16 protein-coding genes and 1 pseudogene are annotated in these 18,777 nt (G+C 65.0%); 7 read left to right on the top strand and 10 right to left on the bottom strand.

Annotated features, from left to right (window positions below; translation table 11 throughout):
* The 7 genes and pseudogenes from VL15_RS43510 to VL15_RS38575 form a co-directional block, all read right to left on the bottom strand.
* Nucleotides 1-580 (bottom strand): annotated as a pseudogene (locus VL15_RS43510) (hypothetical protein); the annotation flags it as partial.
* A 289-nt stretch (nt 581-869) separates the two neighbouring features.
* The gene (locus VL15_RS38595; RefSeq protein ID WP_048252145.1) at nt 870-1,880 is read right to left on the bottom strand and encodes a HoxN/HupN/NixA family nickel/cobalt transporter; all 1,011 of its coding nucleotides are present in this window, start codon (nt 1,878-1,880) and stop codon (nt 870-872) included.
* Nucleotides 1,881-2,046: 166 nt separating this feature from the next.
* Nucleotides 2,047-4,158, bottom strand: a complete 2,112-nt coding sequence (gene fusA / locus VL15_RS38590) for an elongation factor G (RefSeq protein ID WP_048252144.1) — start codon at nt 4,156-4,158, stop codon at nt 2,047-2,049.
* Nucleotides 4,159-4,378: 220 nt separating this feature from the next.
* Nucleotides 4,379-4,879, bottom strand: a complete 501-nt coding sequence (locus VL15_RS38585) for a DUF192 domain-containing protein (RefSeq protein ID WP_048252143.1) — start codon at nt 4,877-4,879, stop codon at nt 4,379-4,381.
* Between the two features lie 159 nt (nt 4,880-5,038).
* Entirely contained in the window at nt 5,039-5,257 is a 219-nt protein-coding gene (locus VL15_RS41525; protein WP_072444916.1) for a hypothetical protein, read from the bottom strand.
* Between the two features lie 280 nt (nt 5,258-5,537).
* The gene (locus VL15_RS38580) at nt 5,538-6,116 is read right to left on the bottom strand and encodes a pseudouridine synthase (protein ID WP_048252142.1); all 579 of its coding nucleotides are present in this window, start codon (nt 6,114-6,116) and stop codon (nt 5,538-5,540) included.
* A gap of 65 nt (nt 6,117-6,181) precedes the next feature.
* Complete coding sequence (locus VL15_RS38575) at nt 6,182-6,394, bottom strand: hypothetical protein (protein ID WP_034178830.1); 213 nt, start codon at nt 6,392-6,394, stop codon at nt 6,182-6,184.
* On the opposite strand from VL15_RS38575, the gene icd reads away from it, so the two are divergent.
* Both icd and VL15_RS38565 read left to right on the top strand, forming a co-directional pair.
* Nucleotides 6,393-7,649, top strand: a complete 1,257-nt coding sequence (icd, locus tag VL15_RS38570; protein ID WP_048252141.1) for an NADP-dependent isocitrate dehydrogenase — start codon at nt 6,393-6,395, stop codon at nt 7,647-7,649. The two genes, VL15_RS38575 and icd, sit on opposite strands and share 2 nt — an antisense overlap.
* A gap of 279 nt (nt 7,650-7,928) precedes the next feature.
* The gene (locus VL15_RS38565) at nt 7,929-10,157 is read left to right on the top strand and encodes an NADP-dependent isocitrate dehydrogenase (protein WP_048252140.1); all 2,229 of its coding nucleotides are present in this window, start codon (nt 7,929-7,931) and stop codon (nt 10,155-10,157) included.
* A 123-nt stretch (nt 10,158-10,280) separates the two neighbouring features.
* Here the strand turns inward: VL15_RS38565 and VL15_RS38560 are convergent, their stop codons facing one another.
* Entirely contained in the window at nt 10,281-10,505 is a 225-nt protein-coding gene (locus VL15_RS38560) for a hypothetical protein (protein WP_006490888.1), read from the bottom strand.
* 668 nt (nt 10,506-11,173) lie between these two features.
* On the opposite strand from VL15_RS38560, the gene VL15_RS38555 reads away from it, so the two are divergent.
* Nucleotides 11,174-12,772 carry a multicopper oxidase family protein gene (locus VL15_RS38555; RefSeq protein WP_048252139.1) on the top strand — a complete coding sequence of 533 codons (1,599 nt, stop codon included), beginning with the start codon at nt 11,174-11,176 and terminating at the stop codon, nt 12,770-12,772.
* 182 nt (nt 12,773-12,954) lie between these two features.
* Here VL15_RS38555 and VL15_RS38550 read toward each other — a convergent pair whose 3' ends face one another.
* Together VL15_RS38550 and VL15_RS42500 are read right to left on the bottom strand one after the other, a co-directional pair.
* Nucleotides 12,955-13,158: a cold-shock protein gene (locus tag VL15_RS38550; RefSeq protein ID WP_006478030.1), complete on the bottom strand. Its 204-nt coding sequence runs from the start codon at nt 13,156-13,158 to the stop codon at nt 12,955-12,957.
* Between the two features lie 87 nt (nt 13,159-13,245).
* A complete protein-coding gene (locus VL15_RS42500) occupies nt 13,246-13,413 on the bottom strand; it encodes a hypothetical protein (RefSeq protein ID WP_155420424.1) in 168 nt (55 codons plus the stop codon).
* Nucleotides 13,414-13,702: 289 nt separating this feature from the next.
* Between VL15_RS42500 and clpS the strand changes: the two genes are divergently transcribed.
* From clpS to VL15_RS38530, 4 genes are all read left to right on the top strand, one after another.
* Entirely contained in the window at nt 13,703-14,017 is a 315-nt protein-coding gene (gene clpS, locus VL15_RS38545) for an ATP-dependent Clp protease adapter ClpS (protein WP_006398529.1), read from the top strand.
* On the top strand, nt 14,014-16,314 hold the full coding sequence (gene clpA, locus VL15_RS38540) for an ATP-dependent Clp protease ATP-binding subunit ClpA (RefSeq protein ID WP_048252138.1): 2,301 nt from the start codon (nt 14,014-14,016) through the stop codon (nt 16,312-16,314). Before clpS ends, clpA begins: the two co-directional genes overlap by 4 nt.
* Before the next feature lie 103 nt (nt 16,315-16,417).
* A complete protein-coding gene (locus VL15_RS38535) occupies nt 16,418-17,797 on the top strand; it encodes an amino acid permease (protein WP_048252137.1) in 1,380 nt (459 codons plus the stop codon).
* A 156-nt stretch (nt 17,798-17,953) separates the two neighbouring features.
* Nucleotides 17,954-18,724: a membrane protein gene (locus VL15_RS38530; RefSeq protein WP_048252136.1), complete on the top strand. Its 771-nt coding sequence runs from the start codon at nt 17,954-17,956 to the stop codon at nt 18,722-18,724.
* Nucleotides 18,725-18,777: the final 53 nt, after the last annotated feature.

The raw sequence follows: 18,777 nt of genomic DNA, 5'->3' as shown, positions 1-18,777 counted from the left end.
AAGTGCCGCCACCGGAAGTACCTCCGCCTGAAGTGCCGCCACCGGAAGTGCCGCCACCCGAAGTACCGCCACCCGAAGTACCGCCACCCGAAGAGGTACCGCCACCTGAAGTGCCACCACCCGAGGTGCCGCCCCCTGAAGTACCACCACCGGAGCCACCGTTCCCTCCGCGGCCGGTGCCGCTGGTACCGCCGGCCGTTGCGCCGGTTGATCCGCCGACGCCAGCAGGTCCGACGGCACCGTTCCCGCTGTTTCCGCCGTTGCCGTTGCCATTGCTGTTGCCGCCGCCGCTGCCGTTACCCGTCCCGCCACCACTGCCGCTCGCACCGGCTCCGTTACCGCCGCCGCCACCGCCCGCATAGACGTGCGCCGCGCACGCAGCCGGATTGGCTGCGCACGACGAAGCGTCTTCGACCACCATCATGATGGTGTCCGCGCTGGTGTCCGCATTGGCTGCGGAGTCAGGCGCCGCGTCCTGCGCAATGGCATACGAGCAGCAGCACGCGAACGCGGCTGCGGCCATCAAGGTCGCGCGATAGCACCGTCCCGCCGTGCGGAACGGCTGTCTTGTCTTGAGCATCATGGCCTCCCCATGCGCGCGATGCCTCGTAGCCGCGCGGCTAATTACGTGTGGTGCAGGGGGCCAGCAAAGATTCGTTGTCCTGTCGGCGGCCGATTGCCCTCGGACTGGCGCGTGAAGCCAGCCGCGAACGCGGATCGGCACGCGGGCCCGCCGTGCGAATCCCTATCTGCGAGATTCGTGCCACCGGCCGCTTATGCCCGTGGCGCAAGGCGAGCGCATGCCCCCGACGGCGCATGCAACGTCGTCGCGGGTGTTTTGTTTCCGAATTGAAACGTCTGAACGATGCTCAGCGTGCGGGCGCGTCGGCCGCGCGTTGCCAGCGGTGGAACAGGATCGATGCGATCCAGCAGACGAGAAACAGTGCGACGATGCCGTAGCCGATCGAGCCGAAGCGTTCGCCGAGTGTGTCGAGCGCGTCGCGCACGGGGCCCGTCAGCGCCAGCTTGTCGGCCAGCAGGCCGGCCGCCTCGATCCCGCCGATCGCAAGCGCGACGGCCGCCGACACGAACGTGATGCTCGCGTTGTAGAGCAGCTTGCGCTGCGGATCGTCCATCGCCCAGCCGTACGCGTGAATCATCAGCACGTTGTCGGTCGAGTCGATCAGCGTCATGCCGGCGGTGAACAACGCGGGAAACAGCATGACCGTATACACCGGCAGCCCCTGGCTCGCCTGCGCGGCCGCAATCGCGAGCAGGCCGATTTCGGTTGCAGTATCGAAACCGAGGCCGAACAGCACACCCACCGGATACATGTGCCAGCTCTTCGACACGAACCGGAACAGCGGGCGCAGCAGCCGCGACACGAGTCCGGCCGGGCGGTGCGCATGCGCGTCGTCGTGCACGTGCGCCGGCGCGCCGCGATAGCGCCGCCATACGTCGCGCAGGATCATCAGGTTCACGCACGCGAGCACGAGCAGAAAGGTTGCCGACACCGCGGTGCCGATCGTGCCGCCGATCTCGCGGAACGTATCGAACCGGTCGCGCAGCGCGAACGCGGTCAGCGCGATGCCGAGCGTCGCGGCGATCACGATCGTCGAATGGCCGAGCGAGAAGAACAGGCCGACGGACACCGGACGCTGGCCGTCCTGCATCAGCTTGCGGGTCGCGACGTCGATCGCCGCGATGTGGTCGGCGTCGACCGCATGACGCAGCCCGAGCCCGTATGCGATCGCTGCGGTGCCGAGCAGCAGCGGATGGTCGTGCAGCACCGCGAGCGCCCACAGCCAGACGGCGACGTTCGCGACGATCAGGCCGGCATAGAGGGTCAGCAGGCGGCGCAGGGCAGGGGTGGGCGGCATCGGGACGGTTCCATCTGACGAATCGCGAGGCATTGTGGCATGCGAAAAATACGCCCGGCATGCCGATCAAAAATGCCGCACGTGGCCCGCATCGATCCGTCCAGAGGACGAAAAAAAGCCCGTCCGGAACCGGACGGGCCTGTGGCAGGGCGCGAACGCCCGGCGCTTACTTCGTCTTCGCGTTGATCACGCCTTCCGATACGTTGGCCGGCGTTTCCGCGTAGTGCTTGAACTCCATCGAGTAGGTCGCGCGGCCCTGCGTCGCCGAACGCAGCGACGTCGAATAACCGAACATCTCGGCGAGCGGCACTTCGGCGCGCACGAGCTTGCCGCCGCCGCCCGCGATGTCTTCCATCCCCTGCACGATGCCGCGCCGGCTGGACAGGTCACCCATCACGTTGCCCATGAAATCCTCGGGCGTCTCGACCTCGACGGCCATCATCGGCTCGAGCAGCACGGGCTTCGCGCGGCGCATCGCTTCCTTGAACGCCATCGAGCCGGCCATCCGGAACGCGTTTTCGTTCGAGTCGACGTCGTGATACGAACCGAACGTCAAGTGCACCTTCACGTCGACGACCGGGTAGCCTGCGAGCACGCCGCTCTTCAGCGTTTCGGTGATGCCCTTGTCGACGGCCGGGATGAATTCGCGCGGAATCACGCCGCCCTTGATCTCGTCGAGGAACTCGTAGCCCTTGCCGGGATTCGGCTCGAGCGTGATCACCGCGTGCCCGTACTGGCCACGGCCGCCCGACTGCTTGACGAACTTGCCGTCGACATCGGCCGCCGTCGTGCGCACCGTCTCGCGATACGCGACCTGCGGCTTGCCGACCGTCGCTTCCACGCCGAATTCACGCTTCATCCGGTCGACCAGGATTTCGAGGTGAAGCTCGCCCATCCCCGAAATGATGGTCTGGCCGGACTCTTCGTCGGTCTGCACGCGGAACGACGGATCTTCCTGGGCGAGGCGGTTCAGCGCGAGGCCCATCTTCTCCTGGTCGGCCTTCGTCTTCGGCTCGACGGCCTGCGAGATCACCGGCTCCGGGAATTCCATCTTCTCGAGGATGATCGGCTTGGCCGGATCGCACAGCGTGTCGCCCGTCGTTGCTTCCTTCAGGCCCACGGCTGCCGCGATGTCGCCCGCGCGCACTTCCTTGATTTCCTTGCGCTCGTTCGCATGCATCTGCAGGATCCGGCCGAGCCGTTCCTTCTTGTCCTTCGTCGCGTTGAGCACCGTGTCGCCCGATTCGACGACACCCGAATACACGCGGAAGAAGATCAGCTGGCCGACGAACGGGTCGGTCATGATCTTGAACGCGAGCGACGAGAACGGCTCTTCGTCGCTCGGATGACGTTCCGCCGGCTTTTCCGGATCGTGGAAGTCGTGGCCGAGGATCGCGGGCACGTCGACCGGCGACGGCAGGTAGTCGATCACCGCGTCGAGCATCGCCTGCACGCCCTTGTTCTTGAACGCGCTGCCGCACAGCATCGGCACGATTTCGTTGGCGACCGTGCGCTTGCGCAGCGCGGCCTTGATCTCGTCCTCGGTCAGCGATTCGTGGTCGTGCAGGTATTTCTCGAGCAGTTCCTCGCTGGCTTCCGCCGCGGCCTCGACCATCTTCTCGCGCCATTCATGCGCGAGCTCGACGAGGTTCGCGGGGATCTCCTCGTACGCGAACTTCACGCCCTGGCTTTCGTCGTCCCAGACGATCGCCTTCATCTTCACGAGATCGACGACGCCCTGGAAATGATCTTCCGCGCCGATCGGAATCTGGATCGGCACGGCGACGCCCTTCAGGCGCTCGCCGATCTGCCGCTGCACGCGGAAGAAGTCGGCGCCGACGCGGTCCATCTTGTTGACGAACGCGATACGCGGCACCTTGTACTTGTTCGCCTGGCGCCACACGGTTTCGGACTGCGGCTGCACGCCGCCGACCGAGTCGTACACCATGCATGCGCCGTCGAGCACGCGCATCGAGCGTTCGACCTCGATCGTGAAGTCGACGTGCCCGGGGGTGTCGATGATGTTGATCCGGTGTTCCGGATAGTTGCCGGCCATGCCCTTCCAGAAGGCCGTGGTGGCGGCCGACGTGATCGTGATGCCGCGTTCCTGCTCCTGCTCCATCCAGTCCATCGTGGCCGCGCCGTCGTGCACTTCCCCGATCTTGTGGCTCACGCCGGTGTAAAACAGGATGCGCTCGGTAGTCGTGGTTTTGCCGGCATCGATGTGAGCGCTGATCCCGATATTGCGATAGCGCTCGATGGGGGTTTTGCGGGGCACGTGAACCTCCTGGTGGTTCGGATCGTAAGCGGGACGGCTGGGCCGGCCCGGGCTTGAACAAGCGAGACTTAAAGCATAGCGCTTGCGCGTGGCTTTTGCAGATGCGGCCAGCGCCGGCGGAATCAAGGCGGGCGCCGCCGCCGAAGGGCGAAAAAAAAGCCGGCGCGCATCGGGCGGCCGGCTTCGGTCGGTGCGCGGCGCAAGGCCGCAACGATCGCCGTTACTGGGCGTTCGGCAGGCCGTCGAGCTTCATGCCGGGCTTGATGCCCTTCGCCGCGAACCAGCCCTTGCTCATTTCGAGCGCATAAACACCGTTGTTGCGCGGGCAGTGGTTGTCGGTCGTCTCCGCCCGCATCTCGTCGATGTCGGTGATCGTGCCATCCGCGCGGATGAACGCGATCGACAGCGGGATCAGCGTGTTCTTCATCCAGAAGCAGTGCACGGCATTCTCGTTGAACACGAACAGCATGCCTTCGTTCGGCGCGAGCTGCGAACGGTACATCAGCCCCTGTTCGCGGTCGGCGTCGTTCGCGGCGACGGCCGCGTCGATCACATACATGCCGGCGCGCAGCTTCACGCGCGGAAACTCGGTCGGCTGCTTGGCGCCGGGCGGCATCTGCGCGCTGGCGGCCGGCATGCCGAGCGCGAGGACGGCCAGCGCGGCGGGAAACACGGCGGCGCGCGCAAGGCGGCCGAGCGACGAACGCAGGGAGAATTGCACAGCAAGGCTCCTATCTGGAAAACGAGACCCGCATGGTACGCGAAGCACGCGGGCGGGCACAAAAAGAAAAAGGCAGATCGCCTTGCGGTGACCTGCCTTTCAACGCCGTAAGAACGGCAAGACTGCGTGTTCTTGACTGCGTTATTACAACCAGCTTGCTTAGTTCGAAGCAGCTGCCGGGGCTTCGGCTTCGCTTGCAGCCTTCTTCGCAGCGTGGTGCTTCTTAGCTGCGTGGTGCTTCTTGTGCGTTGCCTTCTTAGCCGGTGCCGAAGCAGCTTCTGCCGGAGCAGCAGCAGCCGGAGCGGCCGGAGCCGAAGCTTGTGCGAAAGCAGCCGTTGCGAAGAGACCAGCGACCAGAGCGGCGATCAGTTTGTTCATGTTGTGTTCCTCAGCTTTAGTTAATTAACCAAATGACCCGGCATAGGAGTCATGACGTCTAACGGTGCCATCCACCTTTCGGTTGACAGACGCTCCAAGAAATTTCTCTTTGCGCTGCGGGCGCCGAATCGTATTCGAAGAAAACGTCGCTTTCGTGACGCAAACACGGGTTCGGCTGCCAATGCCGGATAGCTAAGGTTGGCATCTGCGTGGTTTAACGCGCGATCTTCGCAGGCGGTTGACGAAAAAGATGACGAAAAAATCGCGCGTCCCGAATCCGTCATCCGGCGTGCGCGAAACCGTCCCACGGCGCGCGCGGCGGCAGCGCGATTGTTTCGCCCGGTGCAATGTCGAGCGCGAATATATCGAGTGCACCGATGCCGACGCGCACCAGGCGCAACGTCGGGAAGCCGACGGCCGCCGTCATCCGGCGCACCTGCCGATTCTTGCCTTCGGTGATCGCGAGCTCGATCCACGTCGTCGGGATCGCGGCGCGGTAGCGGATCGGCGGGTTGCGCGGCCACAGCGCGTCGGGCGGTTCGATGAATTCGGCGCGGCACGGGCGCGTCACGTAGTCGCCGAGATCGACGCCGCGCGCGAGCGCCTTCAGGTCGGCGGGGCAGGGCGCGCCCTCGACCTGCGCCCAGTAGCGCTTGACGAGCTTGTGGCGCGGCTCGGCGATGCGCGCCTGCAGCGCGCCGTCGTCGGTGAGCAGCAGCAGCCCCTCGCTGTCCGCGTCCAGCCGGCCGGCCGCATAGACGCCGGGCGTTTTTACCCAGTCGCCGAGCGACGGCCGCGTCTCGTGCGCGGAAAACTGGCAAATCGTGCCGAACGGCTTGTTGAGGGCGATCAGGTTCATGGCAGGGCGGCCGCCCGGTGCGCCGCGGGAAGCGGGGTGGGCGGTCTATGGCAAATGGCGGAATCTTAATGCATAATACGGAACGGCAAGTCCTCTGTCTTATATAAGACATAAGTGAGGTCTTGATACGCAGTGCCGCGCTTCATGCCGAAGTGCCCGGTTGGGGCGCTAGAATAGCGGCTCGCTGTTGCCGTCACGGGGTGGCCATGCCGCGCCCCCGCCGCGCGCGCAGCTTCGACCAGCATCACCTGCTCAGCCACGTCACTGGAGTCGATCATGCCGTATCAGCACATCAAGGTTCCGGAAGGCGGTGACAAGATCACCGTCAACAAGGACTTCTCGCTCAACGTTTCCGATCAGCCGATCATTCCCTATATCGAAGGCGATGGTACGGGCTTCGATATCACCCCGGTCATGATCAAGGTCGTCGATGCGGCGGTCGCGCATGCCTACAAGGGCAAGCGCAAGATCCACTGGATGGAGATTTTCGCGGGCGAGAAGGCGACGAAGGTGTACGGTCCGGACGTGTGGCTCCCGGACGAAACGCTGCAGGTGCTGAAGGAATACGTGGTGTCGATCAAGGGGCCGCTCACGACCCCGGTCGGCGGCGGCATCCGTTCGCTGAACGTCGCGCTGCGCCAGGAACTCGATCTCTACGTGTGCCTGCGTCCGGTCCAGTACTTCAAGGGCGTGCCGTCGCCGGTGCGCGAGCCGCAGAAGATCGACATGGTGATCTTCCGCGAGAACTCGGAAGACATCTACGCGGGCATCGAATGGGCCGCGGGCTCCGAGCAGGCGAAGAAGGTGATCAAGTTCCTGCAGGACGAGATGGGCGTGAAGAAGATCCGCTTCCCGGAAACCTCGGGGATCGGCGTCAAGCCCGTGTCGACCGAAGGCACCGAGCGTCTCGTGCGCAAGGCGATCCAGTACGCGATCGACAACGATCGCAAGTCGGTCACGCTGGTGCACAAGGGCAACATCATGAAGTTCACGGAAGGCCTGTTCCGTGACGCCGGCTACGCGCTCGCGCAGAAGGAATTCGGCGGCGAGCTGATCGACGGCGGCCCGTGGATGCGCGTGAAGAACCCGAGGACGGGCAACGAGATCGTGATCAAGGATTCGATCGCCGACGCGTTCCTGCAGCAGATCCTGCTGCGTCCGGCCGAATACGACGTGATCGCGACGCTGAACCTGAACGGCGACTACATCTCCGACGCGCTGGCCGCGCAGGTCGGCGGCATCGGGATTGCGCCGGGCGCGAACCTGTCGGATTCGGTCGCGATGTTCGAGGCGACGCACGGCACCGCGCCGAAGTACGCGGGCAAGGATTACGTGAACCCCGGTTCCGAGATCCTGTCGGCGGAAATGATGCTGCGCCATCTCGGCTGGACGGAAGCGGCCGACACGATCATCGCCGCGATGGAGAAGTCGATCCTGCAGAAGCGCGTCACGTACGACTTCGCGCGCCTGATGGAAGGCGCGACGCAGGTGTCGTGCTCGGGCTTCGGCGAAGTGCTGATCGAGAACATGTAAGCCCCTTGCGGGGTGGGCCGGCGCGGTTCCGGCCGCCCCGGCGCCTACTGCCGGCGCCGGGGCGTTTCGTGGATGGCAGGTTAGTTGGCAGGGCGGTCCGGCATGCGGGCCGCGGCGCCGCGATGCGGCCCGGATGCCCTGCAAGGTAGAACATGACGGCCCTCGCAACACCGCCGCCCGGCTGAGCCGGCGCGCCCCTTTCGCGACCGACCCGGTCGCTCCCCGCCGGTTACCGCCGGCGCTCCTCAGTCACAATTTTCACGTAGCAACGCATCGACCATGTCCACTTCGCCCAAGATCATCTACACCCTCACCGACGAAGCGCCCGCGCTCGCGACCTATTCGCTGCTGCCGATCGTCAAGGCCTTCACGCGCTCGTCCGGCGTCGCCGTCGAAACGCGCGACATCTCGCTCGCCGGCCGCATCATCGCGGCATTCGCAGACGTCCTGCCGTCGGAGCAGAAGGGTTCCGACGATCTGGCCGAACTGGGCCAGCTCACGCTGCAGCCGGAAGCGAACATCATCAAGCTGCCGAACATCAGCGCATCGGTGCCGCAGCTCAAGGCCGCGATCGCCGAACTGCAGGCGCAGGGCTTCCAACTGCCGGCCTATCCGGAAGATCCGTCGACGGACGAAGAGAATGCTGTCAAGGCCCGCTACGACAAGATCAAGGGCAGCGCGGTGAACCCGGTGCTGCGCGAAGGCAACTCCGACCGCCGCGCGCCGCTGTCGGTCAAGAACTACGCACGCAAGCATCCGCACAAGATGGGCGCCTGGAAGGCGACCTCGAAGGCGCACGTCGCGCACATGAGCGAAGGCGATTTCTACGGCAGCGAGAAGTCGGCGCTGATCGCCGATGCCGGCAGCGTGAAGATCGAACTCACGACGACCGACGGCGCGAAGAAGGTGCTGAAGGAAAAGACGGCCGTGAAGGCCGGTGAAATCATCGATGCATCGGTGATGAGCCGCAACGCGCTGCGCAGCTTCATCGAAGCGCAGATCGCCGACGCGAAGGCGCAGGACGTGCTGTTCTCGGTGCACCTGAAGGCGACCATGATGAAGGTCTCCGATCCGATCCTGTTCGGCCATTTCGTGTCGGTGTTCTACCGCGACGCGCTCGCGAAGCACGCGGACGTGCTGGCACAGGCCGGTTTCAACCCGAACAACGGGATCGGCGACCTTTACGCGCGCCTGAAGGACCTGCCGGCCGACACGCGCGAAGCGATCGAAGCCGACATCAAGGCCGAATACGCGGTGCGCCCGCGCCTCGCGATGGTCAACTCGGACAAGGGCATCACGAACCTGCACGTGCCGAGCGACGTGATCGTCGACGCGTCGATGCCGGCGATGATCCGCGATTCGGGCGGCATGTGGGGCCCGGACGGCGCGCTGTACGACGCGAAGGCCGTGATTCCGGACCGCTGCTACGCGGGCGTGTACCAGGCCGTGATCGAGGACTGCAAGCAGCACGGCGCATTCGATCCGGTCACGATGGGCAGCGTGCCGAACGTCGGCCTGATGGCGCAGGCGGCCGAAGAATACGGTTCGCACGACAAGACGTTCCAGATCCCGGCGGACGGCGTCGTGCGCGTCACCGACGAAGCCGGCAACGTGCTGCTCGAGCACGCGGTCGAGTCGGGCGACATCTGGCGCATGTGCCAGACGAAGGACGCGCCGGTGCAGGACTGGGTCAAGCTCGCGGTGAACCGCGCCCGCGCGACCGGCGCACCGGCCGTGTTCTGGCTCGACCCGGCGCGCGCGCACGATGCGCAGATCATCGCGAAGGTCGAACGCTACCTGAAGGATCACGACACCAACGGCCTCGACATCCGCGTGCTGACGCCGGTCGACGCGACGCGTTTCTCGCTCGAGCGCATCCGCGCCGGCAAGGACACGATCTCGGTCACCGGCAACGTACTGCGCGACTACCTGACCGACCTGTTCCCGATCATGGAACTCGGCACCAGCGCGAAGATGCTGTCGATCGTGCCGCTGATGGCCGGCGGCGGGATGTTCGAAACGGGTGCGGGCGGCTCCGCGCCGAAGCACGTGCAGCAGTTCGTCGAGGAAGGTTTCCTGCGCTGGGATTCGCTCGGCGAATTCCTCGCGCTGGCCGCGTCGCTCGAACATCTCGGCCACGCTTACCAGAACCCGAAGGCGGTCGTGCTCGCGAAGACGCTCGACCAGGCGACCGGCAAGTTCCTGGACGAGAACAAGTCGCCGGCGCGCAAGGTCGGCGGCCTCGACAACCGCGGCAGCCACTTCTACCTGTGCCTGTACTGGGCGCAGGCGCTCGCCGAGCAGACCGAGGACGCCGCGCTGAAGGCGCAGTTCGAAGGCGTGGCGAAGGCGTTGTCCGACAGCGAAGCGCGCATCCTCGAGGAACTGGCGGCTGCGCAAGGCAAGGCGCAGGCGATCGGCGGCTACTACCGTCCGAACGTCGACCTGACGAGCCAGGCGATGCGCCCGAGCGCGACGCTGAACGGCATCGTCGACGCGGTCGCCTGACGCGGGCCGCGCAAGCGCGCGGGCCAATGCGTGTGTCGGCGCGGCGGGTTTTGCCGTCCGCCACCCGATACAAAAGAAAAACGCCCCGGACGCCCGGGGCGTTTTTCGTTGTTGGCTTGCCATTCAGACGTGGACGATTTCCCACTCGGCGATTTCGTGCGGCACTTCGAGCGTCGCCGTGTCCAGTTCGGACAGTTGCTCGCAGTCGCCGCGGGAGATGTGGTCGGCCGCTACTTCGGGGCACGAGAACGCGCCGAGCAGGGCGTTGCCGAACGTCGCTTCCCAGCCGCCGTTACCCGGCAGGATGTAGAACGACCCGAGCGCTGAACCAAAGCGAAATCCTTTCATTTCCGTTCTCCCTTTCTGATCACAAGCGATTCTGTTGTGCCGCCCGCCGGCTCGGCCGGCTGTGGCCCGACTGGCTGCTTGCGCCGGGTTCCGTATCGAACGTCGTGGCGAAGCGTCAGTGCATGGAACAAAGTCTACGTCCGCGACCCGATCGGATGGTGCACGTAGAGCGGCTTCTCTAAACAAAAAATCGTGTTTAAATACATGGTCTTATTTCTTTCATTTTGTATTGCGGAACGATTTTTGGCATCGCGAAACAGGAAATTTGTGCCCTGCACCACGAATTTTTACAACGCAGAGACTTGTTCCGCATCGTGAAATATTGGAGGGTTCGCGGATCGATGACGTGCCGGACGCCGATGCGGGGCCGTCCGGCAGGCGCCGGGCGATCGGCGGGATGCCGCAAAGGGAATGGATAAGTCAGGGTTGAACTCGCCGGCGCAGGGCAAGACATCGCTGCTCGAAGATGGCGATCGATGCGTGTCGGATCCGGTCGGCAGCGTCGCGCCCTGCGGCGTATCGTCGCCCGGCCGACGGCGTTTTTCGGTATGGGCCTGCGGTTATGATGACGCGGGCATCAGGTTTTGCGTCGCGCATCGGCGTGCCAGCCGGCCGGCGCGGGCGTCGCGGCGGTCGCGCGACGCAGCATGGATAACGAGGAACGATTGATGATACGGAGAACCTTCCTGTCGCGCGCGATTGGTGTCGCGGCCGCGTCGCTGTTCGCGCGCGCCGCGTCGGCGCAGCACGCCGGTCATGCGGGCATGGCCGGCATGGACCAGATGGACGACATGCCCGGGATGTCAGGGATGTCGGGGCACGGGCAGCACGGCAAGCCCGCGCCGGCCGCGCTCGCGGCCGCCGACGCGCTGCCGGCCGGTGCGCCGCTCGCGACGTTGCGCACGCTCGCGAACGAAAGTCGCGAGCCCGGCACGTTCCGGGCCACGCTGGTGGCGCAGCCCGTGGCGCGCCCGCTGCTGCGCGGTGCGCGGCCGACCACGTTCTGGCAGTTCGGCGCGGGCGCGCAGGGGCCCGTCGTCGGTCCGCTGATCGATGTGCGCGAGGGCGACACGGTCGAGATCCGGTTCGTGAACAAGCTGCCGCAGCCGTCGACGATCCACTGGCACGGCCTGCCGGTGCCGCCCGACCAGGACGGCAACCCGTCCGATCCCGTCGCGCCCGGCGCGTCGCATGTGTACCGTTTCACGCTGCCGAAGGGGAGCGCCGGCACCTACTGGTATCACCCGCATCCGCACATGATGACGGCCGAGCAGGTCTTTCGCGGGCTGGCCGGCCCGTTCATCGTGCGTGCCGCCGACGATCCGCTGGCGGGCTGGCCCGAGCGCAACCTGTTCGTGTCGGACCTGAAGCTCGCGCGTGACGGCGCGATCGCGCCGAACGACATGATGGACTGGATGAACGGCCGCGAAGGCCAGTTCGTGCTGGTCAATGGCGCGCGCCGGCCGCGGATCGACGTCGCCGGCGACGAGCGCTGGCGCGTGTGGAACGCATGCAGCGCGCGCTACCTGCGCATCGCGTTCGACGACGGCCGCCCGTTCGAGCACGCGGGCACCGACGGCGGGCTGTTCGACGCGCCGCGCCGCGTCACGTCGCTGCTGATCGCGCCGGGCGAGCGTGCGGAGCTGCTGGTGCGCGCCGGCGATCGCGCGTCGCGCGCGGTGCTGCAGGCGGCCGAATACGATCGCCGCAAGATGGCGATGTCGCATGACGACGGTCACGGCAGCCTGTCGCCCGATCCGGCGCTGGCCCTGGCCGATGTCGCGTTTGCGCCGGCCGCGGCGCGCGCGCTGCCGGCGAAGCTGCGCGCGGTGCCGCCGCTGGGCGAACCGGTCGCGCACAAGGAGGTCGCGTTCGGCGAAGAGATGGACATGGACGCGATGATGAAAAGCGCGGCGCACGGCCGCCCGGCGGGCATGCGCTTCACGATCAACGGCGAGACCTACGCGCCGCACCGCGCGACGCTGACGAGCCGCCGTGGCGACGTCGAGCGCTGGACGATCCGCAATGCGACCGACATGGATCACCCGTTCCACCTGCACGGCACGCAGTTCCAGGTGATCGAGCGTGCGTCGGGCGGCTCGCGCACGATCGAACCGTTCCGCGCATGGCGCGATACCGTGAACGTGCGCAGCGGCGAAACCGTGTCGATTCTCGTCACGCAAGACATGCCCGGCGAGCGCATGTTTCATTGCCATATTCTCGAACACGAGGATCTCGGCATGATGGGTACGCTGAAGGTCGTGTAACGAAACGGTGAAAGTGTTTCACGTGCCGGACTGCTATCCGATCTGCGTGCGTGACAAGACAATACGGGTTCGATTATCGGGATTGAACGAAAAGGCCGGCCAATCGATTATCGATTGGCCGGCCTGAAAAAAAAGAAACCCGGCGCAATGCGCCGGGTTTCTTCGTCCGATATCCGATGCCTTTATGCGGCCTGGATGTTCGACGCTTGCTTGCCCTTCGGTCCTTGAACGACGTCAAAGCTCACCTTCTGGCCTTCCTTCAACGTCTTGAAGCCATTCATGGTGATAGCCGAGAAGTGCGCAAACAGATCCTCACCGCCCTCGTCGGGAGTGATGAAACCGAAGCCCTTCGCGTCGTTGAACCACTTAACGATACCAGTTGCCATACCTACTTCCCCTGTCACACAGTCGCTGCTACTTACCACGAGCACGCTCGAAAAGCTAAACGACCGGAAAATGCAGCCGTTCCCCCCTCACAAGCTCACCTCGGCCTCTTTCATTTCGCCAACTGGCAATTTGAAAAAAGTGCCAGCTTGATTGTTGGCGCTCTTTATTGGAGTGTCAAGAGGAATTTTTAGACGGTTAGAGGGCCGTTGTAAAGAACCCATTTTCAGGGTTTTTCCGGCTTTGCTTTGCAGCATGCGGCCAAGCACGAGGACTTGAAAAGCCGCATAATCGGCTCATATACCAGGCTCGAGTGACACGCGTTCGAGTCGTCCCGGCTTGTGGGATACTGGATGCGGATACGACGTTCCGGTGCGATTCCCCCTGACGGTTCGTGTTCCGCGCCACGCGTGAAAGCCGGCACCGCAGCCGGCTTTCGTATGGCGCGAAGACGATCGCGTGTTCCGGGATACCGGGGAGGGCGCCGGCCGGTCGGTCGGGTAATGGCAGGATTGCGGGCCTGTCCGAGTTGTTTAGAATGGGTGTATGGCGATTATCCCGGACAAGCAGGACAGTACCGTCCTGGAACGCAAGCAGCAGAAGCTCAAGCCGCCTTCGATGTACAAGGTGGTGCTGCTGAACGACGACTTCACGCCGATGGAGTTCGTCGTGATGGTGGTCCAGGAGTATTTCAAGAAGGATCGCGAGACGGCCACGCAGATCATGCTGAAGGTCCATCGCGAAGGGCGAGGAGTTTGTGGGGTCTATACGCGGGACATCGCGTCGACCAAGGTTGAGCAAGTCGTTACCCATGCGCGGCAGGCCGGGCATCCGCTGCAGTGCGTGATGGAGGAAGCATGATTGCCCAGGAATTGGAAGTCAGCCTGCACATGGCGTTCATGGAAGCACGCCAGGCGCGCCATGAATTCATTACGGTCGAGCATCTGCTGCTGGCCCTGCTGGATAATCCGACGGCAGCCGAGGTGTTGCGCGCGTGCGCGGCAAACATCGAGGACCTGCGTCAGAACCTGCGCAATTTCATCCACGACAACACACCTACCGTCCCGGGCACCGACGATGTCGATACCCAGCCGACGCTCGGTTTCCAGCGCGTGATCCAGCGCGCGATCATGCACGTCCAGTCGACGTCGAACGGCAAGAAGGAAGTCACCGGCGCGAACGTGCTGGTCGCGATCTTCGGCGAGAAGGATTCGCACGCGGTGTATTACCTGCAGCAGCAGGGCGTCACGCGCCTCGACGTCGTGAACTTCATTTCGCACGGCATCGCGAAGACGAACAGCGGTGAAGCCGCGAAGTCGACCGACGCGAACGCGGAAAGCGAAGACGCGAATGCGCAGAAGGAAACGCCGCTCGCGCAGTTCACGCAGAACCTGAACCAGATGGCGAAGGACGGCCGCATCGATCCGCTGATCGGTCGCGAGCCCGAGGTCGAGCGCGTCGTGCAGGTCCTGTGCCGCCGCCGCAAGAACAATCCGCTGCTCGTTGGTGAGGCCGGTGTCGGCAAGACTGCGATCGCGGAAGGGCTCGCCTATCGCATCACGCGCGGCGAAGTGCCCGATATCCTCGCGAATGCGCAGGTCTACTCGCTCGACATGGGCGCGTTGCTCGCGGGCACCAAGTATCGCGGCGATTTCGAGCAGCGCCTGAAGACGGTGCTGAAGGAACTGAAGGAGCGCCCGCACGCGATCCTGTTCATCGACGAAATCCACACGCTGATCGGCGCGGGCGCCGCGTCGGGCGGCACGCTCGATGCGTCGAACCTGCTGAAGCCGGCGCTGTCTTCGGGCACGCTCAAGTGCATCGGCGCGACCACGTTCACCGAGTATCGCGGCATCTTCGAGAAGGATGCGGCGCTGTCGCGGCGCTTCCAGAAGGTCGACGTGAGCGAGCCGACCGTCGAGCAGACGGTCGCGATCCTGCGCGGGCTGAAGTCGCGCTTCGAGGAACACCACGGCGTCAAGTATTCGTCGGGTGCGCTGTCGGCCGCGGCTGAACTGTCGGCGCGCTTCATCACCGACCGTCACCTGCCGGACAAGGCGATCGACGTGATCGACGAGGCGGGCGCCGCGCAGCGCATCCTGCCGAAGTCGAAGCAGAAGAAGACGATCGGCAAGAGCGAGATCGAGGAAATCATCTCGAAGATCGCGCGCGTGCCGCCGCAAAGCGTGTCGCAGGACGATCGTAGCAAGCTGCAGACGCTCGACCGTGACCTGAAGAGCGTCGTGTTCGGCCAGGATCCGGCGATCGACGCGCTGGCGGCATCGATCAAGATGGCGCGCGCGGGCCTCGGCAAGATGGACAAGCCGATCGGGGCGTTCCTGTTCTCCGGCCCGACGGGCGTCGGCAAGACCGAAGTGGCGCGCCAGCTCGCGTTCACGCTCGGCATCGAGCTGATCCGCTTCGACATGTCGGAATACATGGAGCGTCACGCGGTGAGCCGCCTGATCGGCGCGCCGCCGGGCTACGTCGGGTTCGACCAGGGCGGGCTGCTGACCGAAGCCGTCACGAAGAAGCCGCATTGCGTGCTGCTGCTCGACGAAATCGAGAAGGCGCATCCGGACATCTACAACGTGTTGCTGCAGGTGATGGACCACGGCACGCTGACGGACAACAACGGCCGCAAGGCGGATTTCCGCAACGTCATCATCATCATGACGACGAATGCGGGCGCCGAGTCGATGCAGAAGGCGACGATCGGCTTCACGACGCGCCGCGAAACGGGCGACGAGATGACCGACATCAAGCGCCTGTTCACGCCGGAGTTCCGCAACCGTCTGGATTCGATCATCAGCTTCCGCTCGCTCGATGAGGAAATCATCATGCGCGTGGTCGACAAGTTCCTGATCCAGCTCGAGGAACAGCTGCACGAGAAGAAGGTCGACGCGCTCTTCACCGACGCGTTGCGCAAGCATCTCGCGAAGCACGGCTTCGACCCGCTGATGGGCGCGCGGCCGATGCAGCGGCTGATCCAGGACACGATCCGTCGCGCGCTGGCCGACGAACTGCTGTTCGGCAAGCTCGTCAACGGCGGTCATGTGACGGTCGACGTCGACGAAAACGACAAGGTGCTGCTGTCGTTCGACAAGCTGGCGAATCCGCCGCACAAGCCGAACGAAGAGACGGTCGAAGTCGAGTAAGCGATAATTCGTTGTTCATGCGAACGGCGCGGGAAGTTCTCCGCGCCGTTTCGTTTTATCCGGCGCCGGCGGCGCAATGGTGGTGCAGGGGAGTGGTAACGCAGTGACACAACAACAACGATCGTTCGACAGCATCGTCGCGCGAGAACAAGGGTTGCGCCACGCGCTGACGTCGGGGCAGATGGCGATGATCGCGATCGGCGGCGCGATCGGCACGGGGTTGTTCCTCGGCAGCGGGTTCGCGATCGGGCTCGCCGGCCCGAGCGTGCTGGTCTCGTATGCGATCGGCGCGCTGATCGCGCTGCTGCTGATGGGCGCGCTCGCGGAAATGACCGTCGCGCATCCGACGGCCGGCTCGTTTGGCGCGTATGCCGAGCACTACGTCGGGCCGCTCGCGGGCTTTCTCGTGCGCTATGCATACTGGTTCGCGGTCGTGTTCGCGATCGGCACCGAGATCAGCGCGATCGCCGTGTTCATGAAGTACTGGTTTCCGGCCGTGCCCGGCTGGTACTGGGTGATCGGCTTCTCCGCGCTGCTGATCGCCGTGAACCTCGCGAGCGTCACGCTGTACGGCTCGGTCGAATATGCGTTCTCGCTGCTGAAGATCGCCGCGATCGTCGTGTTCATCGTGCTCGGCGCGACCCTCGTGTGGTCGGCGCCGGCCGCATCCGGTATCGGTTTCGCGAACTACACCGCGCACGGCGGCTTCATGCCGAAGGGGCCGTGGGGCACCTGGGTCGCGGTGATCGTCGCTATCTTCAGCTACATGAGCATCGAGGCCGTCGCGATCGCGGCCGGCGAGGCGCGCGATCCGCAGCACGCGGTCACGCGCGCATTCCGCTCGACGGTGTTCCGGCTCGTGCTGTTCTACCTGCTGACGCTGTCGCTGATGCTCGCGATCGTCCCGTGGACGCAGGCCGGCACCGACGAAAGCCCGTTCGTGAAGGTGATGGCCGCGACGCACGTGCCGTATGCGGCCGGCGTGATCAACTTCGTGCTGCTGATCGCGGCGCTGTCGGCGATGAACAGCCAGCTCTACGTGACGACGCGGATGATGTTCAGCCTGTCGCGCGCGCGGCTCGCGCCCGCGGCGTTCGGCCGGCTCGGCACGAACGGCGTGCCGCGTGCGGCGCTGTGGATCTCGACGAGCGGCGTCGCGGTGGCGGCCGTGCTGGTCGCGCTGGCGCCCGACACGGCGTTCACCGTGATGATGGCAATCGCGATGTTCGGCGCGCTGTTCACGTGGCTGATGATCTTCGTCACGCACCTGCGCTTCCGTGCGCGGTATCGCGGCCCCGCGCTCGCGTTCCGGATGTGGGGGCACCCGTTCGGCAGCCTGCTCGGTGCGGGGCTCGTCGCGGCGATCCTGTTCACGACCGCGTTCACGCGCGAATTCCGGATGACGATGGTGGTCGGCGTCGTGTTCGTCGTGCTGCTGACGCTCGCGTATGCGCTGCACTACCGGCACGAACACGCACGTTGACGGCACCGGTGCGGTCGTCCGCGACCGTGCCTGCCGGCGGCTCCATTCTTCACATCCGCTAAGGTTCCGTTAAGCCGGCGGCGACTAACATTCGATCCTGTCTGCAAGGCGGGCCGGCACGCGTCGGCCCGCCGCTATCCTGCAAAAGGGGTTCGAATGAACAAACTTCCCGAAATCACGCTCGCGTTCTGGATCATGAAGATCTGCGCGACGACGCTGGGCGAAACCGGCGGCGACCTGCTGTCGATGACACTGAACGTCGGTTACGCGGTGAGCTCGATCCTGCTGTTCGGCTTCTTCCTCGTGACGCTGGGCGCGCAGCTCAAGACGACGCGCTATCGTCCGATGATCTACTGGGCCGTGATCGTCGCGACCAGCACGGCCGGCACGACGATGTCCGACTTCATGGACCGCACGCTCGGCCTCGGTTATGCCGCCGGCTCGTCGATCCTCGTCGCGATCCTGCTGGCGATCTTCGCGGTCTGGCGGCTCAGCGGCGAATCGCTGTCGGTCGACCTGATTCGCACGCGCAAGGTCGAGTTGCTGTACTGGATCGCGATCCTGTTCTCGAACACGCTCGGCACCGCGCTCGGCGACTTCCTCGCGGACAGCTCGGGGCTCGGTTTCGGCGGCGGCGCGCTGCTGATCGGCGGGCTGCTGGCGGTGATCGTGCTCGCGCACTACTTCACGCGAATCTCCGGCGTGCTGCTGTTCTGGGCCGCGTTCGTGCTCACGCGGCCGTTCGGCGCGACGGTCGGCGACCTGCTGACGAAGCCGGTCGCCAAGGGTGGCCTTGCACTCGGTACGGTCGGCTCGTCGGCCGTGCTGCTCGGCGTGCTGGTCGCGTTGGTGATCTACGCGAGCATCGCGCAGGCGCGGCGGCGCGAACCGGTACCTGTGCGAATCGCGCAGCCGGCCGGCGAATGACGGTGAACGGAAAAGGAAAGGGGCCGCGAGGCCTAATGCCGTTCAGTTAATGT

Source organism: Burkholderia cepacia (assembly GCF_001039005.1).
Classification (GTDB): Bacteria; Pseudomonadota; Gammaproteobacteria; order Burkholderiales; family Burkholderiaceae; genus Burkholderia; species Burkholderia theae.
This window is presented reverse-complemented; position numbering and strand designations above follow the sequence as displayed.

Excerpts from the sequence above, each read along its gene's own strand:
- VL15_RS38595 (WP_048252145.1), bottom strand. The coding sequence starts at position 1,880 with ATGCCGCCCACCCCTGCCCTGCGCCGCCTGCTGACCCTCTATGCCGGC.
- VL15_RS41525 (WP_072444916.1), bottom strand. The coding sequence starts at position 5,257 with ATGAACAAACTGATCGCCGCTCTGGTCGCTGGTCTCTTCGCAACGGCT.
- VL15_RS38580 (WP_048252142.1), bottom strand. The coding sequence starts at position 6,116 with ATGAACCTGATCGCCCTCAACAAGCCGTTCGGCACGATTTGCCAGTTT.
- icd (WP_048252141.1), top strand. The coding sequence starts at position 6,393 with ATGCCGTATCAGCACATCAAGGTTCCGGAAGGCGGTGACAAGATCACC.
- VL15_RS38575 (WP_034178830.1), bottom strand. The coding sequence starts at position 6,394 with ATGATCGACTCCAGTGACGTGGCTGAGCAGGTGATGCTGGTCGAAGCT.
- VL15_RS38565 (WP_048252140.1), top strand. The coding sequence starts at position 7,929 with ATGTCCACTTCGCCCAAGATCATCTACACCCTCACCGACGAAGCGCCC.
- VL15_RS38560 (WP_006490888.1), bottom strand. The coding sequence starts at position 10,505 with ATGAAAGGATTTCGCTTTGGTTCAGCGCTCGGGTCGTTCTACATCCTG.
- VL15_RS38555 (WP_048252139.1), top strand. The coding sequence starts at position 11,174 with ATGATACGGAGAACCTTCCTGTCGCGCGCGATTGGTGTCGCGGCCGCG.
- VL15_RS38550 (WP_006478030.1), bottom strand. The coding sequence starts at position 13,158 with ATGGCAACTGGTATCGTTAAGTGGTTCAACGACGCGAAGGGCTTCGGT.
- VL15_RS42500 (WP_155420424.1), bottom strand. The coding sequence starts at position 13,413 with ATGCTGCAAAGCAAAGCCGGAAAAACCCTGAAAATGGGTTCTTTACAA.
- clpS (WP_006398529.1), top strand. The coding sequence starts at position 13,703 with ATGGCGATTATCCCGGACAAGCAGGACAGTACCGTCCTGGAACGCAAG.
- clpA (WP_048252138.1), top strand. The coding sequence starts at position 14,014 with ATGATTGCCCAGGAATTGGAAGTCAGCCTGCACATGGCGTTCATGGAA.
- VL15_RS38530 (WP_048252136.1), top strand. The coding sequence starts at position 17,954 with ATGAACAAACTTCCCGAAATCACGCTCGCGTTCTGGATCATGAAGATC.